Here is a 23,184-nt window from a genome sequence, read left to right as displayed (position 1 = left end):
ATAAGCAGCATTAAGGAGTTTTTGGTCGTGGCCGAAATGAAGACAGAAGAAGAGCAGGTAGAAGCACTAAAACGTTGGTGGCAGGAAAATGGCAAGTCATTAATACTGACTGTTGCCGTTACCATTGGTGGCGTACTAAGTTGGAATGGCTATCAGGACCATCAAGTTAATCAAGCAGAAACAGCCAGCGTATACTTTCAGCAGCTAATGAATAGTGCCCCCGTAGGCCAGTTGACTGAAGAGGAAGTGGCTCAAGTCCGCCATAACAGCGGATTGCTTAAAACGGAATTTGGTTCTAGTACCTATGCTCAATTTGCAGCGCTTATGGTAGCGCGTGTTGAGGTTCAAGAAGGCAATTTGACTGCTGCTGCAGCTGAATTACAGTGGGTATTAAAGCAGCAAGGTGATGCTGAAGTTCATGCCTTAGCCACCATTCGTTTGGCTAAGGTGCTAGGCGCGCAAGATCAGTACGATGAGGCGTTAGCTTTATTGGTGGATGGTGATGACGCATGGCAGTTAGGGAGGCTAGAAGCTCGCGGCGATTTGCTGATTGCGAAAGGTGATTTAGATGCTGCTCGAGCAGCTTATACAGAGGCTTCTTTGCTGGTTGCTGCTAGTGGTGCAAACAATCCGCTGTTAGGTTTGAAGCTAGATAATCTTGCCCAGTAGCACTCTTAGTGCCTAAGAGGCCTCCAGATAATGACCAGGATAGGAATTGTAAACATGATCGCTAGGCCGTTAAAGCTATTGATTATTTGTCTAACCTTGATAGCCGTTAGTGGGTGTTCGTCATCTGGTGGTAACCTGCCGGATCCTGCACCATTAAACGCGATTAACCAGCAAGTACAGTTAGTGCAGCACTGGTCCGTGGCTGTAGGTAAAGGTGATGTTAAGAGCAGTTCAGTTATGCAGCCTTTGCTATCAGGAAGCGCTATATTCGCAGCCTCTGGGCAACAGTTGGGGTCTTTTAATGTAGATACAGGAGAGGTTAACTGGAAGATAGATCTCGCAGAGAAAGTTACTGCAGGTGTTGGCCACATAAATCAGCAATTGTTTGTGGTCACTCAAAGTGGGAAATTAGTTGCTGTGAGTAGTGCCGATGGGTCTATATTGTGGCAGGTGAATACCTCTAGTGAGGCTTTAGCTGCACCGCAAGCGAATAGTAAAATTGTTGTGGTGCAAACCGTCGATGGAAAGGTAAGTGCATATGCTGTTAAAGAGGGTAAGTTCCAATGGTCTTATGCGGCAAACCTACCCAGTCTAACCTTGCGAGGGACTAGTACACCGCTAGTCAACGAAAGCTACACCTATGCAGGCTTTGCCAGCGGTAAATTGGTAGCTTTGGATAATCAAGTAGGTAGTGTGGTTTGGCAAAAGAGCATTGGTGCCGCAATAGGTCGTTCAGAAATTGAGCGTTTAGTCGATATAGATGGCGCATTAACGTTGGTGGATGATCTACTTTACGTCAGTAGCTATCAGGGCAATATTGCCGCAATTGATGCCTTAACGGGTACCGTTAGGTGGCAGCAGCCTGTTTCTAGTATTAGTGGCACAGCCTTAGTAGGGGACGCTATTTTGGTAGTAGATGCTCAAGATACGGTGCTTGCTTATGATAGAGAGCGTGGCCATGTACTATGGCAGAACGATGCCCTGAAGCACCGCTTATTGACATCCCCCATGGGATTAGCTAACCAAGCATTGGTGGTTGATACGGAAGGTTATGCCCATGTACTTCAGTTAAGCGATGGCGAATTTATAGGGCGTCAAAAATTGGCTATCAAAGGTGCGCGTATTGGTAGCAAGAGCTACCAAGATAATATTTTCTTACTAAGTCTAGATGGGCGTCTTACGCGTCTTGGCTTGAAATAATTGGTTTATTTATGAATCCCGTAATTGCCCTTGTTGGGCGTCCTAATGTGGGTAAATCCACACTTTTCAATCGCTTAACCCGTTCTCGTGATGCTTTAGTAGCAGATTTTCCAGGCCTCACCCGTGACCGAAAATACGGTGAAGGTAAGACTGGAGAGCGAGACTATATCGTTATTGATACTGGAGGCATCAGTGGTGATGAGGCAGGCATCGACCAGGTGATGGCGGAACAATCTTTGCTCGCCATTGATGAAGCTGATGCGGTATTATTTTTGGTGGATGGTAAGGCTGGACTGAACCCTTCTGATGAGTTGATTGCTGATCACTTGCGCCGTTGTGACAAGCCTGCCTATTTGGTAGTGAATAAAACTGATGGTATTGATGCCGACGTAGCTATGGGTGATTTTTATGGCTTAGGCCTTGAAGGGTTGCCTCGTCCTATCGCAGCGTCCCATGGCCGTGGTGTTAGCCAACTCATTGAAGATGTATTGGCGCCTTTCCCAGAAGACGAAGGTTTTCCATCAGAATCTGAAGGCGGTATTCGTATCGGCGTAGTTGGTCGACCAAACGTAGGCAAGTCTACCTTGGTTAATCGCATGTTGGGCGAAGATCGTGTTGTAGTCTACGACGAAGCCGGTACTACCCGTGACAGCATTTATATCCCTTATCGTCGTAATGACAAACCTTATACCTTAATTGATACGGCCGGTGTGCGCCGTCGTCGTAGTGTTAAAGAAACAGTGGAAAAGTTTTCTATCGTTAAAACCCTACAGGCTATTAAGGATGCTCATGTAGTGGTTTTAGTTGTTGATGCTCACGAAGGTTTAACAGAGCAAGATATGCACTTGTTAGGCTTTGTTATTGATGCAGGCCGTGCCTTAGTGATTGCGGTCAACAAGTGGGACGGCATGACGGTTGATGATAAGGCTCATGTAAAGCATGAGTTACAGACGCGTTTAGAATTTGCCAAGTTCGCACGCATTCACTTTATATCGGCGTTACATGGTTCTGGTGTAGGCGATTTATACCAATCTGTTGAAGAGGCCCATGGCTGTGCCTTCACTAAATGGAGTACCAATAAGTTAACCACTTTGCTTGAAGATGCGTTACTGGATCACCAGCCGCCATTAGTGCATGGTCGCCGAATTAAGTTGCGCTACGCCCATCTTGGTGGCTCTAACCCACCTTTATTTATTGTGCATGGTAATCAAACAAACGCATTACCTACAACCTATAAGCGCTACTTGGAAAACAAGTTCATCAAGGTGCTCAAAATTCGTGGTACCCCTGTGCGTTTTGAATTCCGTACTAGTGATAACCCGTTCGACGGCAAAAAGAACCAGTTATCTCAGCGCCAAATTACTAAGAAACAACGCTTAGTGAAGCACGTTAATAAAGCCAAGAAAAAGGCCAAAAAGAAGTAATGCTTAGGGTCATTGTGAGCAGTTTCTTATTCTGTGTTATTGCGAGGAGCGCGGTGAGGAGACAATCCCCATGTCACTGACCTGCCTTAATCAATTGCTGCACTTGCTGGCTGATGGCCAGTTTCACTCTGGTACCGCTTTAGGGCAGCACCTTAATATGAGCCGAGCTGCCGTATGGAAACAGCTCAAAGGTGTGGAAGCCTTAGGGGTAAAATTGCATCGTGTTCGTGGCCGCGGTTACCGTATTGCCGGTGGCCTTGATTTGTTAGATGTGGAAGCCATACAGCGCCAGCTACCGCTGCTAGATCCTACTTTTAATGTGCAATTGCACATGTCTCTCCCATCAACCAATCAAACCTTAATGCAGCGCCAGCAACAGCAATCTATTCATGGCGAGGTGGTGTTAGCCGAAGTGCAAACCTCAGGCCGAGGACGCTTAGGTCGTCAATGGCAATCACCGTTTGGCCAAAATATCGCATTATCGTTAGGTTGGCAATTTTCTGGAGGAGCAGCTGCGCTAGAAGGGCTGAGCTTGGCAGTGGGTTTGGCGCTGACACAAGCACTGGCCGATTTGGGCGTACAACAAGTACAGGTTAAATGGCCCAACGACCTGTTAGTTGATGGCAAAAAGCTTGCGGGTATTTTGCTAGAAATGAGAGGCGATACAACGGGCCCTTGCCATGTGGTGATTGGTATCGGCCTAAATGTACATTTAACTCATGATGATGCCATTGATCAGCCGTGGGCGAGCCTTACGCAGTTAGGTTATCGGCTAAGCCGTAATGATATCGTGGCGCACATACTCTTGCGTTTAAGCCAGCACTTGCATCGGTTTGTGCAATATGGTTTTTCTGCTTTGCGTGATGAGTGGCAACGGCAGCACTATTACCAAGATCAAAAGGTTCAGCTCTTGCTTCCAGGTAAAAGTGTCGAGGGCATTTGCCGTGGTGTTAATCTGGCTGGTGCGTTAATAATGGAACATGATGGGGTGGTGAAAGCCTACAGCGGTGGCGAGATTAGTTTGAGACCCATGGAGGTGTAAGGTGGCTGAATTATTAGTAGATATGGGTAATGCCCGCCTTAAGTGGAGGTTGCAAGAGCAAGGTGTAGTGCAGTGTTCTGGTGCTATGTTGGTGAGTGTTCTAAGTCTAGGTCAATTGCAGGCAGACTTGCCGGAGTCTGCTAGTGTAGTGTATTGGGCAAGTGTTGCCAGTGATGAAAAGGGCCTCTGTCTTGAAAACTGGGCGCATCAAAAAAATACTCCGTGTCATCAAATTACTACCCAAGACTATTGGCAAGATCTATCCAATGGCTATCAACAACCTCAGCAGTTAGGTGTAGATAGATGGCTGGCCATGGTGGCAGCAAGGCAATATACCCAAAATGCTGTTTGCGTGGTTGATTGTGGCAGCGCCATCACCTTTGACTATGTGAGTGCAGGAGGCCTCCATGAAGGAAGCTATATCATTCCTGGTGCAAGGTTGATGTCGCAAGCACTTGCCCGTGATACTGCACAAATTAATTTCACTTATCAAACCCTTGAGGACGTTCAGCCGGGCACTAGTACAGCCCAAGCCGTATTAGCTGGGTGTTCCCAAATGGCTCATTATGGCGCTTTTGGTTTGGTGAGAGAAGCTCAAGAACGGGGCTACGAAATACTACTGTGTGGAGGTGATGGATTAGTCATTGCCAATGACCTTGGTCTTACTTATGTAGAACAGTTGGTGTTGGATGGCTTGGCGCAAGTAGCTGGGTTACACAAACACTGAAAAACTTTAATAAAATCATCATTGATGCTTGCATCCTACTAATTGGTTCAGTATTATACGCCCCTCCTGAGTTCAGGGGCACAGGCAATTTAGCCGGTATAGCTCAGACGGTAGAGCAACTGACTTGTAATCAGTAGGTCCGGGGTTCGACTCCTCGTGCCGGCACCAGTTCCTGATGAAGAATTATTGGGTGGGATTCCCGAGCGGCCAAAGGGATCAGACTGTAAATCTGACGCGTAAGCTTCGGTGGTTCGAATCCACCTCCCACCACCATTCTTTGCGGGTATGGTATAATGGCTATCACGACAGCCTTCCAAGCTGTATATGCGGGTTCGATTCCCGCTACCCGCTCCACATTGAGCAAGGTTCGCTGAGTTTAGTGAATTGTTTTAAGGCTATATAGAGCCAGTTTTGTGCGTTATAAGCTCTAGTAGCTCAGGGGTAGAGCGCACCCTTGGTAAGGGTGAGGCCGGCGGTTCAATTCCGCCCTAGAGCTCCATTGTCATAAGTGGCGGTGGAGCACGGTAAACTTTAAAGGGTAGATATAGCAATATATCTACCCTTCTTGTTATCTGCAGTTTACTCAATAAGTGGGTAAATTTTGCATTTTTTAACTTAGCGCGGCCCATTGGCCGCCCATTGTCGGAGGCTATCATGGCTAAGGAAAAGTTTGAAAGAAATAAGCCGCACGTAAACGTCGGCACCATTGGTCACGTTGACCACGGTAAAACTACATTAACAGCTGCATTGACTCGTGTTTGTGCAGAAGCTTTTGGTGGAGAACTAAAAGACTTCTCTCAAATCGACAACGCACCTGAAGAGCGCGAGCGTGGTATCACCATCGCCACTTCACACGTTGAGTATGATTCTGAGAATCGTCATTACGCCCACGTTGACTGTCCAGGACACGCCGATTATGTGAAGAACATGATCACTGGTGCTGCACAAATGGACGGTGCTATTTTGGTATGTGGCGCAACTGATGGCCCAATGCCTCAGACCCGTGAGCACATCCTTTTGTCACGTCAGGTAGGTGTACCTTACATCGTGGTATTCCTAAACAAGTCAGACTTGTTGGCTGAAGATTGCGGCGGCGCAGACTCAGAAGAATACGCAGAGATGCTAGAGCTTGTTGAAATGGAGCTTCGTGAGTTGCTAGACGAGTACGAATTCCCAGGCGACGACACGCCAATCATCCCAGGATCTGCCTTGATGGCGTTGAACGGTGAAGACACTAACGAAATGGGAACTACTGCAGTACGTAAGTTGGTTGACGCGCTAGACAGCTACATCCCACAACCAGAGCGTGCGATCGATGGTGATTTCTTGATGCCTATCGAAGACGTATTCTCAATCCAAGGCCGTGGTACCGTAGTAACAGGCCGTATTGAACGTGGCATTGTTAACGTTGGTGACGACATAGAAATGATCGGTATCAAAGACACTACCAAGTCTACTTGTACTGGTGTTGAGATGTTCCGTAAGTTGCTAGACGAAGGTCGTGCAGGTGAAAACGTTGGTGTACTACTACGTGGTACTAAGCGTGAAGAAGTAGAGCGTGGTCAAGTATTGGCTAAGCCTGGTTCAATTACTCCTCACACTAAGTTTGAAGCTGAAGTATATGTGCTAGGCAAAGATGAAGGTGGACGTCACACTCCTTTCTTTAAGGGATATCGTCCACAGTTCTACTTCCGTACAACGGACATCACAGGTGCATGTGAATTGCCAGCAGGCGTAGAAATGGTTATGCCTGGTGACAACATTCAGATGGTTGTTGAGCTGATCAATCCAATCGCTATGGATGAAGGTTTACGCTTCGCCATTCGCGAAGGTGGACGTACAGTTGGCGCTGGAGTTGTAGCTAAAATCCTAGCGTAATTTAAGCTGATGATGTGCAGGCAGTTAGCTCTAACTGCTTGCAAAAAACATGGGACACGTATAATATACGCGTCCCATACTTTTGGCATGTTTTAAATTGTCATGCGGAAAGATGTTCTAGGCCAGTAGTTCCAACGGCAGAACGTCGGTCTCCAAAACCGAATGTTGGGGGTTCGAATCCCTCCTGGCCTGCCATATTTTGAATACTCTTGGTTGTATAGCCAAAAGTGTAAAGTACAGTTAACTTGAGGCTCCAAAATGAGCGCTACACCAACTACACAGAACTCACGTTTTGACACCATTAAGTGGCTATTTGTTCTGGCTTTAGTGATTGCTGGTGTTGTAGGTAACTCTGTATATTCTGATCAATCCTTGTTGTACCGTACGTTGGCTTTAGTGGCTTTGGCGGGTGTAGCTTTGTTTGTAGTATTACAAACAGCTAAAGGCAGGGGTTACGCGGTTAGTTTTAAAGAAGCTCGCAAAGAAATCCGTAAAGTGGTTTGGCCTAATCGGCAGGAAACCACACAAACTACACTCATTGTAGTGGTTGTGGTGTTGATAATGGCTTTGGTTTTGTGGGGTCTGGACTCATTTTTGAGTTGGGCTGTTTCGTCTTTAATTGGCTAGTCAGCTTAAAAAGTTTAGTTAGGGAATTATCATGGCAAAGCGTTGGTACGTTGTTCACGCATACTCAGGTTACGAGAAGCAAGTTATGCGCGCCTTGCATGAGCGCATAGAGCGTTTTGAAATGCAGGATGTGTTTGGCGATGTTTTGGTGCCAACAGAGGAAGTGATCGAAATGCGCGCCGGCAAAAAGCGTCGCAGTGAGCGTAAATTCTACCCTGGCTACGTGCTAGTGAATATGGAATTGAACGACGATACTTGGCACATGGTTAAAGAAACCCCTCGCGTAATGGGTTTTATTGGCGGTACAGCAGACAGGCCGGCCCCTATTACCGAGAGTGAAGCTAATGCCATCTTGGAACGTGTTGAGTCTGGTGCAGAAGCGCCTAGGCCTAAGACTATCTTCGAGCCAGGCGAAATGGTTCGTGTTGTTGATGGGCCGTTTGCAGACTTTAACGGGGTGGTAGAAGAAGTGAATTACGAGAAGAGTCGACTACAAGTAGCCGTACTCATCTTTGGCCGTTCAACACCGGTCGAATTAGAATTTATTCAGGTCGAAAAGGCCTGATCGTTGGCAGCCTAGGCTGCCATCATTAGACCCTGGAGCCGGTAACGGCTCCCAGAGTTTTTGCGCATTCAGCAATAGCGGAATGTTTATTGAATAGGGGAGCTGTTGTTTGCTCTTCAAGTGTCGCCAAGGTGGTAACTTGAAGGATAAAGAAGGCGTTACTACCCATTAGGAGATCACCATCATGGCTAAGAAAGTACAAGCCTACATTAAGCTACAGGTTGCTGCCGGCAAGGCCAACCCAAGTCCACCAGTAGGTCCTGCATTGGGCCAACATGGTGTAAATATCATGGAATTCTGTAAAGCCTTTAATGCTCAAACTCAGAGCATGGAAGCAGGTATGCCTGTACCTGTAGTTATTACAGTATACGCAGATCGTAGCTTTACCTTCATCACTAAGACTCCTCCAGCCGCAGTATTGCTAAAGAAGGCCGCAGGGCTAAAGAGTGGTTCTGGTCGTCCTAACACTGAAAAAGTGGGCACTGTAACTCGAGCGCAGTTGGAAGAGATTGCTACCGTTAAGATGGAAGACTTAACTGCTGCTGACATGGATGCAGCTGTACGTACTATCGCGGGCAGTGCTCGTTCTATGGGTTTAAATGTAGAAGGTGTTAACTAATGGCTAACATGACTAAACGTGCTAAAGCGATCGCTGAAAAGATTGAACTAGGCAAAGTATATGAGATCAACACAGCCGTTGATCTATTGACCGAATTATCTACCGTTAAGTTCGCTGAAGCGATTGATGTGGCTATTAACTTGGGCGTTGACCCACGTAAATCTGACCAGGTTGTTCGTGGTTCTACTGTGCTGCCTAATGGTACTGGTAAAGACGTTCGTGTTGCTGTTTTCACCCAAGGTGAGAACGTTGAAAAAGCAACAGCTGCTGGTGCTGACATTGTAGGTATGGAAGATCTAGCTGCAGAAATTAAAGCCGGTAAGATGGATTTTGACGTAGTAATTGCTACTCCAGATGCTATGCGCGTTGTGGGTCAGCTAGGCCAGGTTCTTGGCCCTCGTGGCTTGATGCCTAACCCTAAGGTTGGCACGGTAACACCGGATGTAGCAACCGCCGTTAAAAACGCTAAGTCGGGCCAAGTACGCTACCGTACAGACAAGGCCGGCATTATTCATTGTTCTCTAGGTAAGGTAGGTTTCTCTGCAGATGCAGTGAAAGAAAACCTAATCTCCCTTTTGGGTGACCTTAAGAAGATGAAGCCAGCTTCTGCTAAAGGCGTTTACGTGCAGAAAGTCACCCTCTCAACCACCATGGGCCCAGGCCTTTCGGTTGATCACGGTGCTGTTAAGTTCTAACGCATTTGGCTCTCCGTGTGGGAGCCATGTTAAGGGTCGCGGTGATGTTAGCTTGTGCCCTTAACAAACCAAACTTTGGGGTCTTGTACTTGTACAAGGCTGTCAAAGACCGTAGGTGGTTTTGATCCTCTTGGTGATAAACCTTAATGATTGCCTACGCAGACGGTGAACCCGATTCAGAATTTTGAATCCAACACCGTTATTAGGTTCTTATGCTTACCTAGCGCAAGCCAAGTAAAGATAAGGAGTTGGATAATTTTTTCAGGAGAAATAGCGTGGCTATAGGTCTCGACGACAAGAAAGCGATTATCGCAGAAGTCAACGAAGCAGCCACCAGTGCTCTATCTGCAGTTGTAGCCGATTCACGCGGCGTTACTGTAGGTGACATGACTGCTCTTCGTAAGCAAGCTCGCGAGAATGGCGTAACCCTACGGGTTGTGCGTAACACTCTTGCTAAGATTGCCGTAGAAGGCACGGATTACGCGTGTTTGCAGGACTCCTTCAAAGGTCCAAGCATTATTGCATTTTCTAACGAACACCCAGGCGCTGGCGCCCGCTTGTTCAAAGACTTTGCAAAAGGCAACGGCAAATTTGAAGTGAAAGCACTGGCGTTTGAAGGCAACCTTATGGGTGCCGATCAAATCGACGTATTGGCATCTTTGCCAACATACGACGAAGCAATTGCTAAGTTGATGAGCGTAATGCAAGGTGCAACCAGCAAGCTGGCACGTACCCTAGCAGCAGTTCGCGATCAAAAAGAACAGGAAGCCGCTTAAATCTACTGGCCTACTTAGGCTGGGTTTAAACCGACTTTACGCATGAACAAATGACCCATGTGGGTCTTATTAAAGAGTAGGAATTGTTATGTCTATCACTAAAGACGATATCATCAATGCCGTAGCCGACATGTCTGTAATGGACGTGGTTGAACTTATCTCCGCTATGGAAGAGAAGTTCGGTGTTACTGCTGCAACTGCATCAGCTGGCCCAGCTGCCAGTGGTGACGCTGGTTCAGCAGCCGTAGAGCAAACTGAATTCGACGTAATTCTAGTTTCTGGCGGCGAAAAGAAAGTTGCAGCTATTAAGGCTGTACGTGGCGCAACTGGTCTTGGCTTGAAAGAAGCTAAAGGCCTAGTTGAAAGTGCTCCAGCAGCAGTTAAGGAAGGTCTTTCTAAAGAAGACGCTGAAGCCCTTAAAGCTGAACTTGAAGCATCTGGTGCTACTGTAGAAATTAAGTAAGCCATCTTTTTAGATGTGCTTGCTTGGGCCTATATTCCTTACGGAACAATGGGTTTGACTGCACACGGCTGGTGGCATATTTGCCACCGGCCTTTTTCGGTTCTATAGCGCTGGCTTTTTACGCCGTGTTTTATAACCAAAAAAGGCTGGATCAAAGTGGTTTAAACCCTTTGTCAGCACTGTTTTGCGGGGAGTATGCCCCCGTCACCTAGGGTGGAACCAGTATATTTGGACATTTGTCCGACCAATTTAACGGTCTGAATACAGACCCAAATCGGGGATTTTTGATGCCTTACTCATACACTGAGAAAAAACGTATCCGCAAGGATTTCGGCAAGCTGCCTCCGGTGATGGATGTGCCTTATCTGTTGGCCATCCAGATCGACTCCTACCGCAAGTTTTTACATTCTGGTCACGGTGTTGACCAACGTAAAGATCTAGGTCTTCATGCTGCTTTTGAATCTGTTTTTCCCATTGTCTCTTTTTCTGGCAATGCGTCTTTAGAATATGTTACCTACAAGCTTGGCGAACCTGTTTTTGACGTTAAAGAATGTCAGTTACGCGGTGTCACTTATGCTGCACCATTACGTGTTAAAGTGCGCTTAGTGATCTATGATCGCGACTCCAAGGCTAAGGCTATCAAGGACATCAAGGAACAAGAAGTCTACATGGGCGAAATGCCTTTGATGACGGACAATGGTACCTTTGTTGTTAACGGCACAGAGCGTGTTATCGTTTCTCAGTTACACCGTTCACCTGGTGTATTCTTCGACCACGACAAGGGCAAGACCCACAGTTCTGGTAAGTTGCTATATAACGCCCGTGTTATTCCTTACCGTGGTTCTTGGTTGGACTTTGAGTTCGACCCTAAAGATACTCTATTTGTACGTATCGACCGTCGTCGTAAGCTACCTGCATCTATCTTGTTACGTTCTTTGGGCTACACCAGCGAACAAATCATCGAAACGTTCTTTGATAATGTCGATGTGACGATTACTGAAGAAGGCTTCACCATGACTTTGGTGCCTAGCCGTTTACGTGGCGAAACAGCAACCTTCGACATTGTCGATCAAAAAGGGTCTGTATTGGTTGAAGAAGGTCGTCGTGTTACTGCGCGCCACATCAAGCAAATGGAAAAGATTGGCTTAAAGCAGCTGCAAATTCCAGAAGCCTACCTAGTAGGCAAGAAAATGGCCCGCGATCAGATTAACCCTGCTACTGGTGAGTTAATCTGTGATTGTAACACCGAAGTGACGCAAGAATTGCTAGTTGCCCTTCGTGCAGCAGGCGTCACCGCGTTGCCATTGATTTACAGCAACGATTTAGATTGTGGCCCGTTCATGTCGGATACGCTGACCGCTGATCCAACCCGCACGCAGCTAGAAGCATTGGTAGAAATTTACCGCATGATGCGTCCCGGTGAGCCACCAACCAAAGAATCTGCAGAAAACTTGTTTAACAACTTGTTCTTCACCAGCGAGCGTTACGATTTATCCGCCGTTGGCCGAATGAAGTTCAACCGTCGTTTAGGTCGCTCTGAAACTACCGGTGAAGGTGTGTTGGGCGACCAAGACATCGTTGCTGTAATGCAAACCCTCATCTCCATTCGTAATGGTAAGGGCATAGTGGATGATATTGACCATTTGGGTAACCGTCGTGTTCGTTCTGTAGGCGAGATGGCAGAAAACCAATTCCGCGTTGGTCTAGTCCGTGTAGAGCGTGCTGTTAAAGAACGTCTAAGCATGGCTGAGTCTGATGGTCTTATGCCACAAGATTTAATCAACGCTAAGCCAGTATCTGCGGCTATCAAAGAATTCTTTGGTTCCAGCCAATTATCCCAGTTTATGGATCAAAACAACCCGTTATCGGAAGTGACACATAAACGCCGTGTTTCTGCCTTAGGCCCAGGTGGTTTGACCCGTGAACGTGCAGGCTTTGAAGTGCGTGACGTACATCCGACTCACTACGGTCGTGTTTGTCCTATCGAAACGCCAGAAGGTCCAAACATTGGTTTGATCAACTCTTTGGCTACCTATGCCCGCACTAACGATTACGGTTTCTTAGAAACGCCGTACCGTAAAGTAGTGGCTGGTAAAGTAACCGCCGATATCGAGTACTTGTCTGCAATTGAAGAAAGCCAACACATCATCGCCCAGGCTAACGCCAAGCTTGATGCCAAGAACAATCTTTCTGAAGACTTAGTCACTGTACGTCACGAAAACGAATTCACCTTGATGTCGCCAGACAACGTAGATTACATGGACGTGTCTCCACGTCAGGTGGTGTCTGTAGCGGCTTCATTGATTCCGTTCTTAGAGCACGATGATGCTAACCGTGCCTTAATGGGCTCGAACATGCAACGTCAAGCGGTACCAACACTACAGGCGCAAAAACCTTTAGTAGGTACGGGTATGGAGCGTCACGTAGCCCAAAACTCTGGTGTATGTGTTGTAGCTGCTCGCGGCGGTGTGATTGAATCGGTTGATGCTACACGTGTTGTAGTTAAGGCTCATGATGCCGAAACAGAAGTGGGTGATGCAGGTGTTGATATATATAACCTGACTAAGTACACCCGCTCTAACCAGAATACCTGTATTAACCAACGTTCTATCGTTAACCTAGGCGATACTGTTGCCCGTGGTGACGTATTGGCCGATGGACCATCTGTTGATCTTGGCGAGTTAGCCTTGGGTCAGAACATGCGTATTGCCTTTATGCCTTGGAATGGTTACAACTTCGAAGACTCGATCTTGATCTCTGAGAACGTGGTTAAAGAAGACCGTTTCACTACTATCCATATTCAGGAATTGACCTGTGTGGCTCGTGACACCAAACTAGGCAGTGAAGAAATCACCTCTGATATTCCTAACGTGGGCGAAAGCGCACTAGCGAAGTTAGACGAAGCTGGCATTGTGCACATTGGTGCCGAAGTGGGCCCTGGTGACATTCTAGTTGGCAAGGTAACGCCTAAAGGTGAAACTCAGCTTACCCCAGAAGAAAAGCTTTTACGTGCTATCTTTGGTGAAAAAGCCTCAGACGTTAAAGACACTTCCTTACGTGTTAAAACTGGAACCAAAGGTACGGTCATCAACGTGCAAGTGTTTACTCGTGACGGCGTTGATAAAGATCAACGTGCGGTTGCCATTGAACAAATGCAGTTGGATCAAGAGCGTAAAGACATCAATGACCGATTCCGTATTGTAGAGTCGGCCACATACGAACGTTTATCGGCGGCCCTAATTGGCAACGCAGTAAACGGTGGCGCTGGCTTCAATAAGGGTGACGTTATTACGGCTGACAACTTAACGGAAGTTGACCGTGCCGATTGGTTCATGTTGCGCATGGCGGATGACGCTCTTCAGCAGCAGCTAGAACTAGCGCAGCAGTCTTTAGAAGAAACCCGCCTTGATCTAGATGCTAAATTTGAAGACAAGAAGAAGAAGCTACAAACTGGTGACGACCTAGCACCTGGTGTGTTGAAAATAGTTAAGGTTTACGTTGCTGTTAAGCGTCGCATCCAGCCGGGCGATAAGATGGCTGGCCGTCATGGTAACAAGGGTGTTATCTCTGTAATCATGCCGGTTGAAGATATGCCTTTTGATGAATTTGGCAAGACTGTAGACATCGTTTTAAACCCGTTAGGTGTGCCTTCGCGTATGAACGTTGGTCAGATCCTAGAAACCCATATGGGTATGGCTGCCAAAGGCTTAGGTGAACGCATTGAAGAAATGATGATGCAAGAACGCGCCAAGTCTGTCAAAGGAATTCGTGCTTTCTTAGACCAAATCTATAACGACGGCAATTGCTATCGATCTGAAGATCTTAATAGCTTCAGCGATGACGAGATCCTTGAATTGGCTAAAAACCTTAAAGCTGGTGTGCCTTTAGCAACACCTGTATTTGACGGCGCCGAAGAAAACGAAATTAAGCGTTTGTTAGAGCTTGGTGGTTTAGATCGTTCTGGTCAAACTTGGTTATACGATGGTCGTACAGGTGATAAGTTTGATCGTCCTGTTACCGTAGGTTACATGTACATGTTGAAGTTGAACCACTTGGTTGACGACAAGATGCACGCCCGCTCTACCGGTTCATACAGCCTTGTAACTCAGCAGCCACTAGGTGGTAAAGCTCAGTTTGGTGGTCAGCGATTTGGTGAGATGGAAGTTTGGGCCCTAGAAGCATACGGCGCCGCTTACACCTTGCAAGAAATGCTAACAGTTAAGTCTGATGACGTGAATGGCCGTACTAAGATGTATAAGAACATTGTAGATGGTGACCATAGCATGGAACCAGGTATGCCTGAATCCTTCAACGTATTGGTTAAGGAGATTCGATCTCTGGGCATCGATATTGAGTTGGAATCTGACTAAGACATTAAGGTAGGAGAAGGCAATGAAAGACTTATTAAAATTATTGAAAGCCCAAGGTCATTCCGACGAATTTGACTCTATCCGTATTGGTTTGGCGTCGCCAGAAATGATCCGATCATGGTCCTTTGGTGAAGTAAAAAAGCCAGAAACCATTAACTACCGTACCTTCAAGCCAGAGCGTGAAGGGTTGTTCTGTGCCAAAATTTTTGGCCCAGTAAAAGACTATGAATGTTTGTGTGGTAAGTACAAGCGTTTGAAGCATCGTGGGGTGATCTGTGAAAAGTGTGGTGTAGAAGTTGCATTGGCTAAAGTACGCCGTGAGCGTATGGGCCACATTGAACTGGCTAGCCCAGTTGCACACATCTGGTTCCTTAAATCATTGCCTTCACGTATTGGTTTATTGCTAGACATCACTTTGCGTGACATTGAGCGTGTGCTTTACTTCGAAAGCTATATTGTTATCGATCCAGGCATGACCACCCTTGAGCGTGGTCAGATGATGAACGATGAGCAGTACTTTGAAGCCATGGAAGAATTTGGCGACGACTTCGATGCGCGCATGGGTGCCGAAGCAATTCAAGCATTGTTGAAAGAATTGGATATGGCCCAGGAAGCGGCCCAGTTGCGTGAAGACATTCCAGCGACTAACTCTGAAACTAAAATCAAGAAACTATCTAAGCGCTTAAAGTTGATGGAAGCCTTCTTGGCTTCTGGTAACAAGCCAGAATGGATGGTGTTAACTGTGTTACCTATCTTGCCACCGGACTTACGTCCGTTGGTTCCGCTAGATGGTGGGCGTTTTGCAACCTCAGATTTGAACGACTTATACCGTCGTGTGATCAACCGTAATAACCGTTTGAAGCGTTTGTTGGATTTGAGCGCACCGGACATCATCGTACGTAACGAAAAACGTATGTTGCAAGAGTCTGTAGATGCCTTGTTGGATAACGGCCGTCGTGGCCGTGCCATCACTGGTTCTAACAAGCGTCCGTTGAAGTCTTTGGCAGATATGATCAAAGGTAAGCAAGGTCGTTTCCGTCAAAACCTATTGGGTAAGCGCGTAGACTATTCTGGCCGTTCCGTTATCGTGGTGGGTCCATACTTGCGTTTGCACCAGTGTGGTTTGCCTAAGAAAATGGCCTTGGAATTGTTCAAGCCCTTCATCTTCTCTAAGCTAGAACTGCGTGGTCTTGCTACCACCATTAAAGCTGCTAAAAAGATGGTAGAGCGTGAAACTGCTGAAGTTTGGGATATTCTTGCTGAAGTAATCCGCGAACATCCAGTGATGCTTAACCGTGCACCCACTCTTCACCGTTTGGGTATCCAAGCTTTTGAACCAGTATTGATCGAAGGTAAAGCCATTCAGCTTCACCCCCTCGTTTGTGCGGCATACAACGCCGACTTCGACGGTGACCAAATGGCTGTGCACGTGCCGCTAACTATTGAAGCTCAGCTTGAATGTCGTGCCTTGATGATGTCTACCAACAACATCTTGTCACCAGCAAACGGCGACCCAATTATTGTACCTTCCCAGGACGTTGTATTGGGCATCTACTTTATGACTCGTGACCGTATCAACGCTAAAGGCGAAGGTATGGTGTTTGCTAACGTGGCTGAAGTGCAGCGTGCCTATGGCGCCAAGCATGTCGACTTGCAAGCCAAAATTAAGGTTCGCGTAGCCGAATATACCAAAGCTGAAGACGGTTCAATGGAAGCTACCCATACGGTGACTGATACCACTGTTGGTCGTGCAATTTTGTCCGAAATCATGCCTAAGGGTCTGCCCTACAGTTTGATCAACCAGACCATGAAGAAGAAAGGTATCTCTACCTTAATTAATGCTTGTTACCGTAATGTTGGACTCAAAGAAACGGTTATCTTTGCTGACCAATTGATGTACACCGGCTTTGCTTACGCTACCCGTTCTGGTGCTTCTGTAGGTGTTAACGACTTTGTTATCCCAGAAAAGAAAGAAATTATTATCAACGGTGCTGAAGATGAAGTGCGCGAGATTGAAGCACAGTTCCGCGACGGTTTGGTAACCCAAGGAGAAAAGTACAATAAGGTCATCGATATTTGGTCCCGTGCTAACGAACTCGTTGCCAGCGCCATGATGGACAGCCTGAAGATCGATACCGTCATTAACGCCGCAGGCGAAGAAGTTGAACAAGAGTCGTTTAACTCTGTTTATATGATGGCCGACTCCGGTGCTCGTGGCAGTGCCGCGCAGATGCGTCAGTTAGGTGGCATGCGTGGTTTGATGGCTAAGCCAGATGGTTCCATTATCGAAACACCAATCACAGCTAACTTTCGTGAAGGCCTTTCAGTACAGGAATATTTCATCTCTACTCACGGTGCTCGTAAGGGTTTAGCCGATACGGCATTGAAAACAGCTAACTCGGGTTACCTAACCCGTCGACTAGTGGACGTGGCACAAGACTTGGTTGTTACCGAAGTGGATTGTGGTACCGAAGCTGGTTTGACTATGCTACCTGTCATTGATGGTGGTGATGTACGGGTACCATTAGGTGACCGTATTTTGGGTCGTATGATTGCAGAAGATGTGATTAACCCAACCACGGGTGTCCTGTTGATTGCTAAAAACACCTTAATTGACGAGGCTTGGGTTGAGCGTTTAGAAAATGACGAAAGCCTATCTTCCGTAGACGAAGTGAAAACTCGCTCTCCAATTACTTGCGACACGCGTTACGGTATTTGTGCTAGCTGCTACGGACGCGACTTAGGTCGTGGCCACTTGGTTAACATCGGTGAAGCTGTGGGCGTAGTTGCCGCGCAGTCTATCGGTGAGCCAGGCACACAGCTAACCATGCGTACCTTCCACATTGGTGGTGCTGCGTCTCGAGCTGCAGCTGAAGATAAGATTCAAGTGAAGAACGGTGGTGAAATCCGTTTACATAACTTGAAGGCTGTAACCCGTTCTGACGGCAACATGGTAACCACCTCTCGTTCTGTAGAAGTGGGCGTAACTGATGAACACGGTCGTGAGCGCGAACGTTATAAGCTACCATACGGCTCATTGATTCAAGTGACTGATGGCGCCCGTGTAGAAGCTGGTGAACTTGCAGCAACTTGGGATCCGCATACTCACCCAATTGTTTCAGAAATGGCGGGAAAAGTGCAGTTTGTGGGGTTAGATGAAGGCCTTACCATTAGTCTTCGGACCGATGATTTGACGGGTCTTAGTTCTATCCAAGTTTTAACTGTAGGCGAACGCCCAGCGGCAGGTAAAGACTTACGCCCAATGATCAAGTTGGTTGATGCTAAAGGCAACGATATTATTAATCCAGAATCTGGAGCTCCAGCCCAATACCTTCTTCCTGGTGGCGCATTACTGTCCATTATCGACGGTGGTCAGGTAGAAATTGGTGACGTAGTTGCTCGTATCCCACAAGAAAGTGCAACCACTAAGGATATCACTGGTGGTCTACCTCGTGTTGCTGACTTATTTGAAGCACGTAAGCCAAAAGAAGCTGCCATCTTGGCAGAAGTGTCTGGTATCGTAAGCTACGGTAAAGAAACTAAGGGTAAGAATCGTCTAGTGATCACGCCTACAGATGGCAGTGACAACTACGAAGAGCTGATTCCTAAGTGGCGTGTACTTAACGTGTTTGAAGGTGAAACGGTAGTGAAGGGCGAAGTTATTGCCGACGGACCATTCAACCCACATGACATCTTGCGTATTTTGGGTGTTGAAGAGCTCGCTCGCTACATCACCACCGAAGTGCAAGACGTATACCGTCTGCAAGGTGTAGTGATCAACGACAAACACATTGAAGTTATCGTACGTCAGATGTTACGTAAGGTTGATGTGGTTGCTTCTGGCGACACTAACTTGATCAAAGGTGATCAGGTTGAATACACTCGCTACTTAGAAGCAAACGAGAAAATGGTTGCAGAAGACAAGATTGTGTCCCACATTCAGCGCGTATTGTTGGGCATTACCAAGTCTTCTTTGGCAACTGAATCCTTCATTTCTGCGGCGTCTTTCCAAGAGACTACCCGTGTATTGACCGAAGGTGCAGTAACTGGCAAGAAGGACCACCTACGTGGCCTCAAGGAAAACGTGGTTGTAGGTCGCTTGATCCCAGCTGGTACTGGTTTGGCATATCACTCAGAGCGCAAGCGCAAACGCCAAGAGCAGCGTGCTGCTGAAGGCGTTTCAACTGTAAGTGCAGAAGAAGTGCAAGCTGCACTGACTGAAGCACTGCGTGCTGAGATGACGGCTAGCTAGGTTGCCTGTCGCTAAACTTCACAGAGTTATTTGAAACCAGTGAAGCCACCAAAAGCCCGACTTGTTCGGGCTTTTTTGTGCCTGCAGATAAAATTCTACTTTTTATCAGCTAGTTGGATAAATTTAGAGCCCCATATCTGCAAGGAAAAAGGCGCCTAGAGCCGCTGTGGCAAGCACCTTAGGAATCTTCCATCGCTTCTTTAGTAACAACCATCCACTTAGTAAAGCCAGTATCACAGCACTGACATCTAACGATGATAACTGTGGCAGCCAAAGTGTGAGGACGCCATACTTTAACGGGGTAACTTGCTGAAAAAATACATGTAGTGCAAACCATATGGAAAGATTCAATATGACACCCACTACCGCAGCCATAATGGCCGTAAGCGCACCTTTCAATTTAGGTTGGTTGTTAATCCATTCTATGTATGGAGCACCAGTAAATATCCACATTAAACATGGCACAAAGGTACACCATAGAGCTATTAAGGCGCCAGCAAGGCCCAGTAGCCAACTATTGTGACTCTGATATGCGGCTAAATAACCAACGAACTCGGTCACCAAAATCAACGGCCCAGGGGTGGTTTCTGCAAGGCCTAAGCCATCCATCATCTGCCCAGAGGTTAGCCATTCATGAGCCACAACCACATCCTGTGCCATATAGGCGAGTACTGCATAAGCGCCGCCAAAGGTCACTACAGCGAGTTTAGAAAAGAACCAGCCAAGCTCGAGGATGACATTTTCCGAACCGACCAACAGCGTTAGAATAAGTAGTGGTAGTAGCCATATGATCAACCACAAAATTGCAGTTTTAAGAGTAGCTGAGATGGCTGGCAAGTTATGCGTTTCTGCTGCCTTCACAGTACCAGGAAATCTGGCGTGCCCAAAGTACCCGTAACAGGCAACTGCAAATACAATCAGTGGGAATGGCAAAGCAAAAAAGAAAATGCTGATAAAGGAAAGTAGTGCAATTAACCAATGTTCTAAAGTTTTAAGAGCTTTATGAGAAATTCGTAGCAGGGCGTCGATCACCACCACCACAATGGCCGCTTTAATACCTACAAATAAGGAGGCCACCACAGTGACTTGTCCAAAAGACACGTATGCTATTGCTAAGGCTAAAATGACTAAGGCGCCTGGGACCACAAACAGTAACCCCGCAGCTAAACCGCCTATAACACCATGCATGCGCCAGCCTGCGTAAGTTGCAAGCTGCATTGCCTCAGGTCCTGGCAGCAGCATACAAAAACTTAGGGCGTCCAAGTACTGCTTTTCAGTAAGCCATTTTCTCTCTTCTACTAACACCCTATGCATCAAAGCCACTTGCGCTGCAGGGCCACCAAAGGAGAGCAAACCTATATAAACCCACACTTTGATTGCTTCTGTAAAAAGAGGAGGACTGTTGTCAGGACTGTTCATAGTTCAATTCTTTGGCCAATGAGAGGTTGAATTATGGTCCTTTCCAGAGCATTTTCATACCATGGGTATAGCGCATACTGCAGTGGCATTGGCGTTAAATACATCGGTCACATCAAGTCTTTCTGTGAACCAAATAAACAGCACATGTGCTTTTGCATAAGCCAAGCGACCTATCAATGAAGAGTAAGCAATAAAAAACCCCACACTAGGTAAGCTAGGGTGGGGTTTTGTCTTGGCAAGCTGCTTACTTAGCTGCTTTCCTTTCTTTTTCTTCTGCGATTACTTTTTCAGCAACACTGTTAGGGCAGTGCGTGTAGTGTTCAAATTCCATTGAGAACTGACCACGGCCAGACGTCATAGTGCGCAAGTGGCCAATGTAACCAAACATTTCTGAAAGAGGTACGTTAGCCTTGATGCGCACACCAGTTACGCCAGCTTCTTGGTCGTTAATCATGCCACGACGACGGTTTAAGTCACCGATCACATCACCCACGTGGTCGTCTGGAGTATACACGTCTACCTTCATGATAGGCTCTAGCAACTGCGGGCCAGCCTTAGGCATGGATTGACGGTAAGCACCTTTAGCAGCGATTTCGAAGGCGATGGCTGAGGAGTCAACTGCGTGGAAACCTCCATCGATCAATTCGATTTCTACATCTAAAAGAGGGAAACCAGCCAGTGGGCCTTCTACCATCATTGTACGAAAGCCTTTCTCGATAGCGGGGAAGAATTCCTTAGGCACGTTACCACCCACAACGGATGACTTAAAGATGAACCCAGAACCAGTTTCACCTGGCGTAACAATGTAGTCGATCTTACCATACTGACCAGAGCCACCAGATTGCTTTTTGTGTGTGTAGCTGTCTTCTAGCTTAGTAGTGATGGTTTCACGATAAGCAACCTGCGGTTGGCCAACAATAAGGTCGACACCATAGGTGCGATTGAGAATATCCACTTTAATATCTAGGTGAAGTTCACCCATACCCTTAAGGATGGTTTCGCCTGAATCTTCGTCTGTTTCAACAATGAAAGAAGGATCTTCTGCAACCATTTTGCCAATGGCAATACCCATTTTCTCAGTAGAGGCCTTATCCTTAGGCGTTACAGAGATAGAGATTACTGGCTCTGGGAAGATCATTGGCTCAAGGGTGCATTCGTGCTTAGGGTCACATATGGTGTGACCAGTCTGTACGTTCTTCATACCTACAATAGCAATAATGTCACCCGCTTGAGCTGAACTCAATTCGGTACGCTCGTCGGCGTGCATTTCTACCATGCGGCCAACACGTTCGCTCTTGCCAGTGTAGGAGTTAAGGATGGTGTCACCCTTCTTCAAGGTGCCAGAGTAAATACGTACGAAGGTTAATGCGCCGTAACGGTCATCCATAATCTTAAATGCTAGGGCGCGTAGTGGCTCATCGATAGCAACAAGAGCAACTTCACCATTAGCTTCACCAGTTTCTTTATTTGTTAAAGGCTGTGGCTTAACTTCTGTTGGGCTAGGTAGGTAGTCGATGACTGCGTCTAGAATTAATTGTACGCCTTTGTTCTTAAAGGCAGAGCCGCAGTATGTTGGGAAGAAATCTAGGGCGATAGTTCCCTTACGAATACAGCGTTTGATCTCGTCCATAGAAGGTATTTCGCCTTCTAGGTATGCTTCCATTAGGTCATCGTCTTGTTCTAAGGCAGTTTCGATCAGTTTCTCATGGTATTCGTCAACCAGATCAACCATGTCTTCTGGAACATCTTGGATTTCGTAGTTTTCTGGCAGGCCAGTGTCATCCCATACAAATGCTTGCTTAGCCAATACGTCTACCATGCCTACAAAGTTTTCTTCAGTACCAATGGGCAGCGTCATTACTAGTGGGTTAGCAGCGAGTACGGTTTCTATTTGGCTAACTACGCGAAGAAAGTCTGCACCCATACGGTCCATCTTGTTAACTAAGATGATACGTGCTACTTCTGATTCGTTAGCGTAACGCCAGTTAGTTTCTGACTGAGGCTCTACGCCGCCAGAACCACAGAATACACCTACACCACCGTCCAGTACTTTAAGTGAACGGTATACTTCTACAGTAAAGTCTACGTGTCCAGGAGTATCGATGATGTTCATGCGATGGTCTTTCCAGAAACACGTGGTTGCTGCAGACTGGATAGTTATTCCGCGCTCAGCTTCCTGTGTCATGAAGTCTGTAGTAGATTCGCCATCATGAACTTCACCTGTCTTATGGATTTTACCCGTAAGCTTAAGAATACGTTCTGTGGTAGTAGTTTTGCCCGCATCTACGTGAGCAAAAATACCGATATTACGGTATAGGTCTAAGTCAGCCATGAGGGCTCCAAATTAGTTACAGTCTTAAAAAGTCGCGGTATTGTACAGGAATGGCGTACTTATATCGAATGAAAAGCAGCGAAAAGCTAGGCTATGTTGAGTTAATTAACGTTGTTTTATGCTTTT

16 protein-coding genes and 5 tRNA genes are annotated in these 23,184 nt (G+C 46.7%); 19 read left to right on the top strand and 2 right to left on the bottom strand.

Annotation, left to right across the window (positions count from 1 at the left end; all coding sequences use genetic code 11):
• Window positions 1-36 precede the first annotated feature (36 nt).
• The 19 genes from ABXT70_RS11950 (at window position 37) to rpoC (ending at window position 19,307) form a co-directional block, all read left to right on the top strand.
• Complete coding sequence (locus tag ABXT70_RS11950) at window positions 37-669, top strand: YfgM family protein (protein WP_443642510.1); 633 nt, start codon at window positions 37-39, stop codon at window positions 667-669.
• A 54-nt stretch (window positions 670-723) separates the two neighbouring features.
• Window positions 724-1,869 (top strand): outer membrane protein assembly factor BamB, encoded by a 1,146-nt coding sequence (bamB, locus tag ABXT70_RS11945; protein ID WP_443640695.1) that lies wholly within the window; start codon window positions 724-726, stop codon window positions 1,867-1,869.
• A gap of 11 nt (window positions 1,870-1,880) precedes the next feature.
• On the top strand, window positions 1,881-3,293 hold the full coding sequence (der, locus tag ABXT70_RS11940; protein ID WP_443640694.1) for a ribosome biogenesis GTPase Der: 1,413 nt from the start codon (window positions 1,881-1,883) through the stop codon (window positions 3,291-3,293).
• Between the two features lie 70 nt (window positions 3,294-3,363).
• A complete protein-coding gene (birA, locus tag ABXT70_RS11935) occupies window positions 3,364-4,335 on the top strand; it encodes a bifunctional biotin--[acetyl-CoA-carboxylase] ligase/biotin operon repressor BirA (RefSeq protein ID WP_443640693.1) in 972 nt (323 codons plus the stop codon).
• A 1-nt stretch (window position 4,336) separates the two neighbouring features.
• Window positions 4,337-5,062 carry a type III pantothenate kinase gene (locus tag ABXT70_RS11930; RefSeq protein ID WP_443640692.1) on the top strand — a complete coding sequence of 242 codons (726 nt, stop codon included), beginning with the start codon at window positions 4,337-4,339 and terminating at the stop codon, window positions 5,060-5,062.
• 92 nt (window positions 5,063-5,154) lie between these two features.
• Window positions 5,155-5,230, top strand: a tRNA-Thr gene (locus tag ABXT70_RS11925).
• A gap of 21 nt (window positions 5,231-5,251) precedes the next feature.
• Window positions 5,252-5,335: transfer RNA gene (locus ABXT70_RS11920), tRNA-Tyr, on the top strand.
• A 6-nt stretch (window positions 5,336-5,341) separates the two neighbouring features.
• A tRNA-Gly gene (locus tag ABXT70_RS11915) sits at window positions 5,342-5,416 on the top strand.
• Between the two features lie 70 nt (window positions 5,417-5,486).
• Window positions 5,487-5,561, top strand: a tRNA-Thr gene (locus ABXT70_RS11910).
• A 155-nt stretch (window positions 5,562-5,716) separates the two neighbouring features.
• A complete protein-coding gene (gene tuf, locus ABXT70_RS11905; RefSeq protein ID WP_443640680.1) occupies window positions 5,717-6,940 on the top strand; it encodes an elongation factor Tu in 1,224 nt (407 codons plus the stop codon).
• Window positions 6,941-7,059: 119 nt separating this feature from the next.
• Window positions 7,060-7,135, top strand: a tRNA-Trp gene (locus ABXT70_RS11900).
• A gap of 63 nt (window positions 7,136-7,198) precedes the next feature.
• Complete coding sequence (secE, locus tag ABXT70_RS11895; RefSeq protein WP_443640691.1) at window positions 7,199-7,567, top strand: preprotein translocase subunit SecE; 369 nt, start codon at window positions 7,199-7,201, stop codon at window positions 7,565-7,567.
• Window positions 7,568-7,598: 31 nt separating this feature from the next.
• Window positions 7,599-8,132, top strand: a complete 534-nt coding sequence (gene nusG / locus ABXT70_RS11890) for a transcription termination/antitermination protein NusG (RefSeq protein ID WP_443640690.1) — start codon at window positions 7,599-7,601, stop codon at window positions 8,130-8,132.
• Between the two features lie 184 nt (window positions 8,133-8,316).
• Window positions 8,317-8,751, top strand: a complete 435-nt coding sequence (gene rplK / locus ABXT70_RS11885) for a 50S ribosomal protein L11 (protein WP_443640689.1) — start codon at window positions 8,317-8,319, stop codon at window positions 8,749-8,751.
• Window positions 8,751-9,446, top strand: coding sequence for a 50S ribosomal protein L1 (gene rplA / locus ABXT70_RS11880; RefSeq protein ID WP_443640688.1), 696 nt, complete (start codon window positions 8,751-8,753; stop codon window positions 9,444-9,446). Before rplK ends, rplA begins: the two co-directional genes overlap by 1 nt.
• 275 nt (window positions 9,447-9,721) lie before the next feature.
• Window positions 9,722-10,222 carry a 50S ribosomal protein L10 gene (rplJ, locus tag ABXT70_RS11875; RefSeq protein ID WP_443640687.1) on the top strand — a complete coding sequence of 167 codons (501 nt, stop codon included), beginning with the start codon at window positions 9,722-9,724 and terminating at the stop codon, window positions 10,220-10,222.
• A gap of 88 nt (window positions 10,223-10,310) precedes the next feature.
• Window positions 10,311-10,685 carry a 50S ribosomal protein L7/L12 gene (gene rplL / locus ABXT70_RS11870; protein ID WP_443640686.1) on the top strand — a complete coding sequence of 125 codons (375 nt, stop codon included), beginning with the start codon at window positions 10,311-10,313 and terminating at the stop codon, window positions 10,683-10,685.
• Window positions 10,686-10,972: 287 nt separating this feature from the next.
• A complete protein-coding gene (gene rpoB / locus ABXT70_RS11865; RefSeq protein WP_443640685.1) occupies window positions 10,973-15,055 on the top strand; it encodes a DNA-directed RNA polymerase subunit beta in 4,083 nt (1,360 codons plus the stop codon).
• Between the two features lie 22 nt (window positions 15,056-15,077).
• On the top strand, window positions 15,078-19,307 hold the full coding sequence (gene rpoC, locus ABXT70_RS11860) for a DNA-directed RNA polymerase subunit beta' (RefSeq protein ID WP_443640684.1): 4,230 nt from the start codon (window positions 15,078-15,080) through the stop codon (window positions 19,305-19,307).
• 123 nt (window positions 19,308-19,430) lie between these two features.
• Here the strand turns inward: rpoC and chrA are convergent, their stop codons facing one another.
• The gene (chrA, locus tag ABXT70_RS11855) at window positions 19,431-20,726 is read right to left on the bottom strand and encodes a chromate efflux transporter (protein ID WP_443640683.1); all 1,296 of its coding nucleotides are present in this window, start codon (window positions 20,724-20,726) and stop codon (window positions 19,431-19,433) included.
• A gap of 244 nt (window positions 20,727-20,970) precedes the next feature.
• Window positions 20,971-23,058 carry an elongation factor G gene (gene fusA / locus ABXT70_RS11850; RefSeq protein ID WP_443640682.1) on the bottom strand — a complete coding sequence of 696 codons (2,088 nt, stop codon included), beginning with the start codon at window positions 23,056-23,058 and terminating at the stop codon, window positions 20,971-20,973.
• Window positions 23,059-23,184: the final 126 nt, after the last annotated feature.

The sequence above is a fragment of the Candidatus Njordibacter sp. Uisw_039 genome (assembly GCF_047730075.1).
Lineage (GTDB): Bacteria > Pseudomonadota > Gammaproteobacteria > Pseudomonadales > Balneatricaceae > Njordibacter.
This window is presented reverse-complemented; position numbering and strand designations above follow the sequence as displayed.

Coding starts and splice junctions, on each gene's coding strand:
- ABXT70_RS11950 (WP_443642510.1), top strand. CDS start 37: ATGAAGACAGAAGAAGAGCAGGTAGAAGCACTAAAACGTTGGTGGCAG.
- bamB (WP_443640695.1), top strand. CDS start 724: ATGATCGCTAGGCCGTTAAAGCTATTGATTATTTGTCTAACCTTGATA.
- der (WP_443640694.1), top strand. CDS start 1,881: ATGAATCCCGTAATTGCCCTTGTTGGGCGTCCTAATGTGGGTAAATCC.
- birA (WP_443640693.1), top strand. CDS start 3,364: ATGTCACTGACCTGCCTTAATCAATTGCTGCACTTGCTGGCTGATGGC.
- tuf (WP_443640680.1), top strand. CDS start 5,717: ATGGCTAAGGAAAAGTTTGAAAGAAATAAGCCGCACGTAAACGTCGGC.
- secE (WP_443640691.1), top strand. CDS start 7,199: ATGAGCGCTACACCAACTACACAGAACTCACGTTTTGACACCATTAAG.
- nusG (WP_443640690.1), top strand. CDS start 7,599: ATGGCAAAGCGTTGGTACGTTGTTCACGCATACTCAGGTTACGAGAAG.
- rplK (WP_443640689.1), top strand. CDS start 8,317: ATGGCTAAGAAAGTACAAGCCTACATTAAGCTACAGGTTGCTGCCGGC.
- rplA (WP_443640688.1), top strand. CDS start 8,751: ATGGCTAACATGACTAAACGTGCTAAAGCGATCGCTGAAAAGATTGAA.
- rplL (WP_443640686.1), top strand. CDS start 10,311: ATGTCTATCACTAAAGACGATATCATCAATGCCGTAGCCGACATGTCT.
- rpoB (WP_443640685.1), top strand. CDS start 10,973: ATGCCTTACTCATACACTGAGAAAAAACGTATCCGCAAGGATTTCGGC.
- rpoC (WP_443640684.1), top strand. CDS start 15,078: ATGAAAGACTTATTAAAATTATTGAAAGCCCAAGGTCATTCCGACGAA.
- chrA (WP_443640683.1), bottom strand. CDS start 20,726: ATGAACAGTCCTGACAACAGTCCTCCTCTTTTTACAGAAGCAATCAAA.
- fusA (WP_443640682.1), bottom strand. CDS start 23,058: ATGGCTGACTTAGACCTATACCGTAATATCGGTATTTTTGCTCACGTA.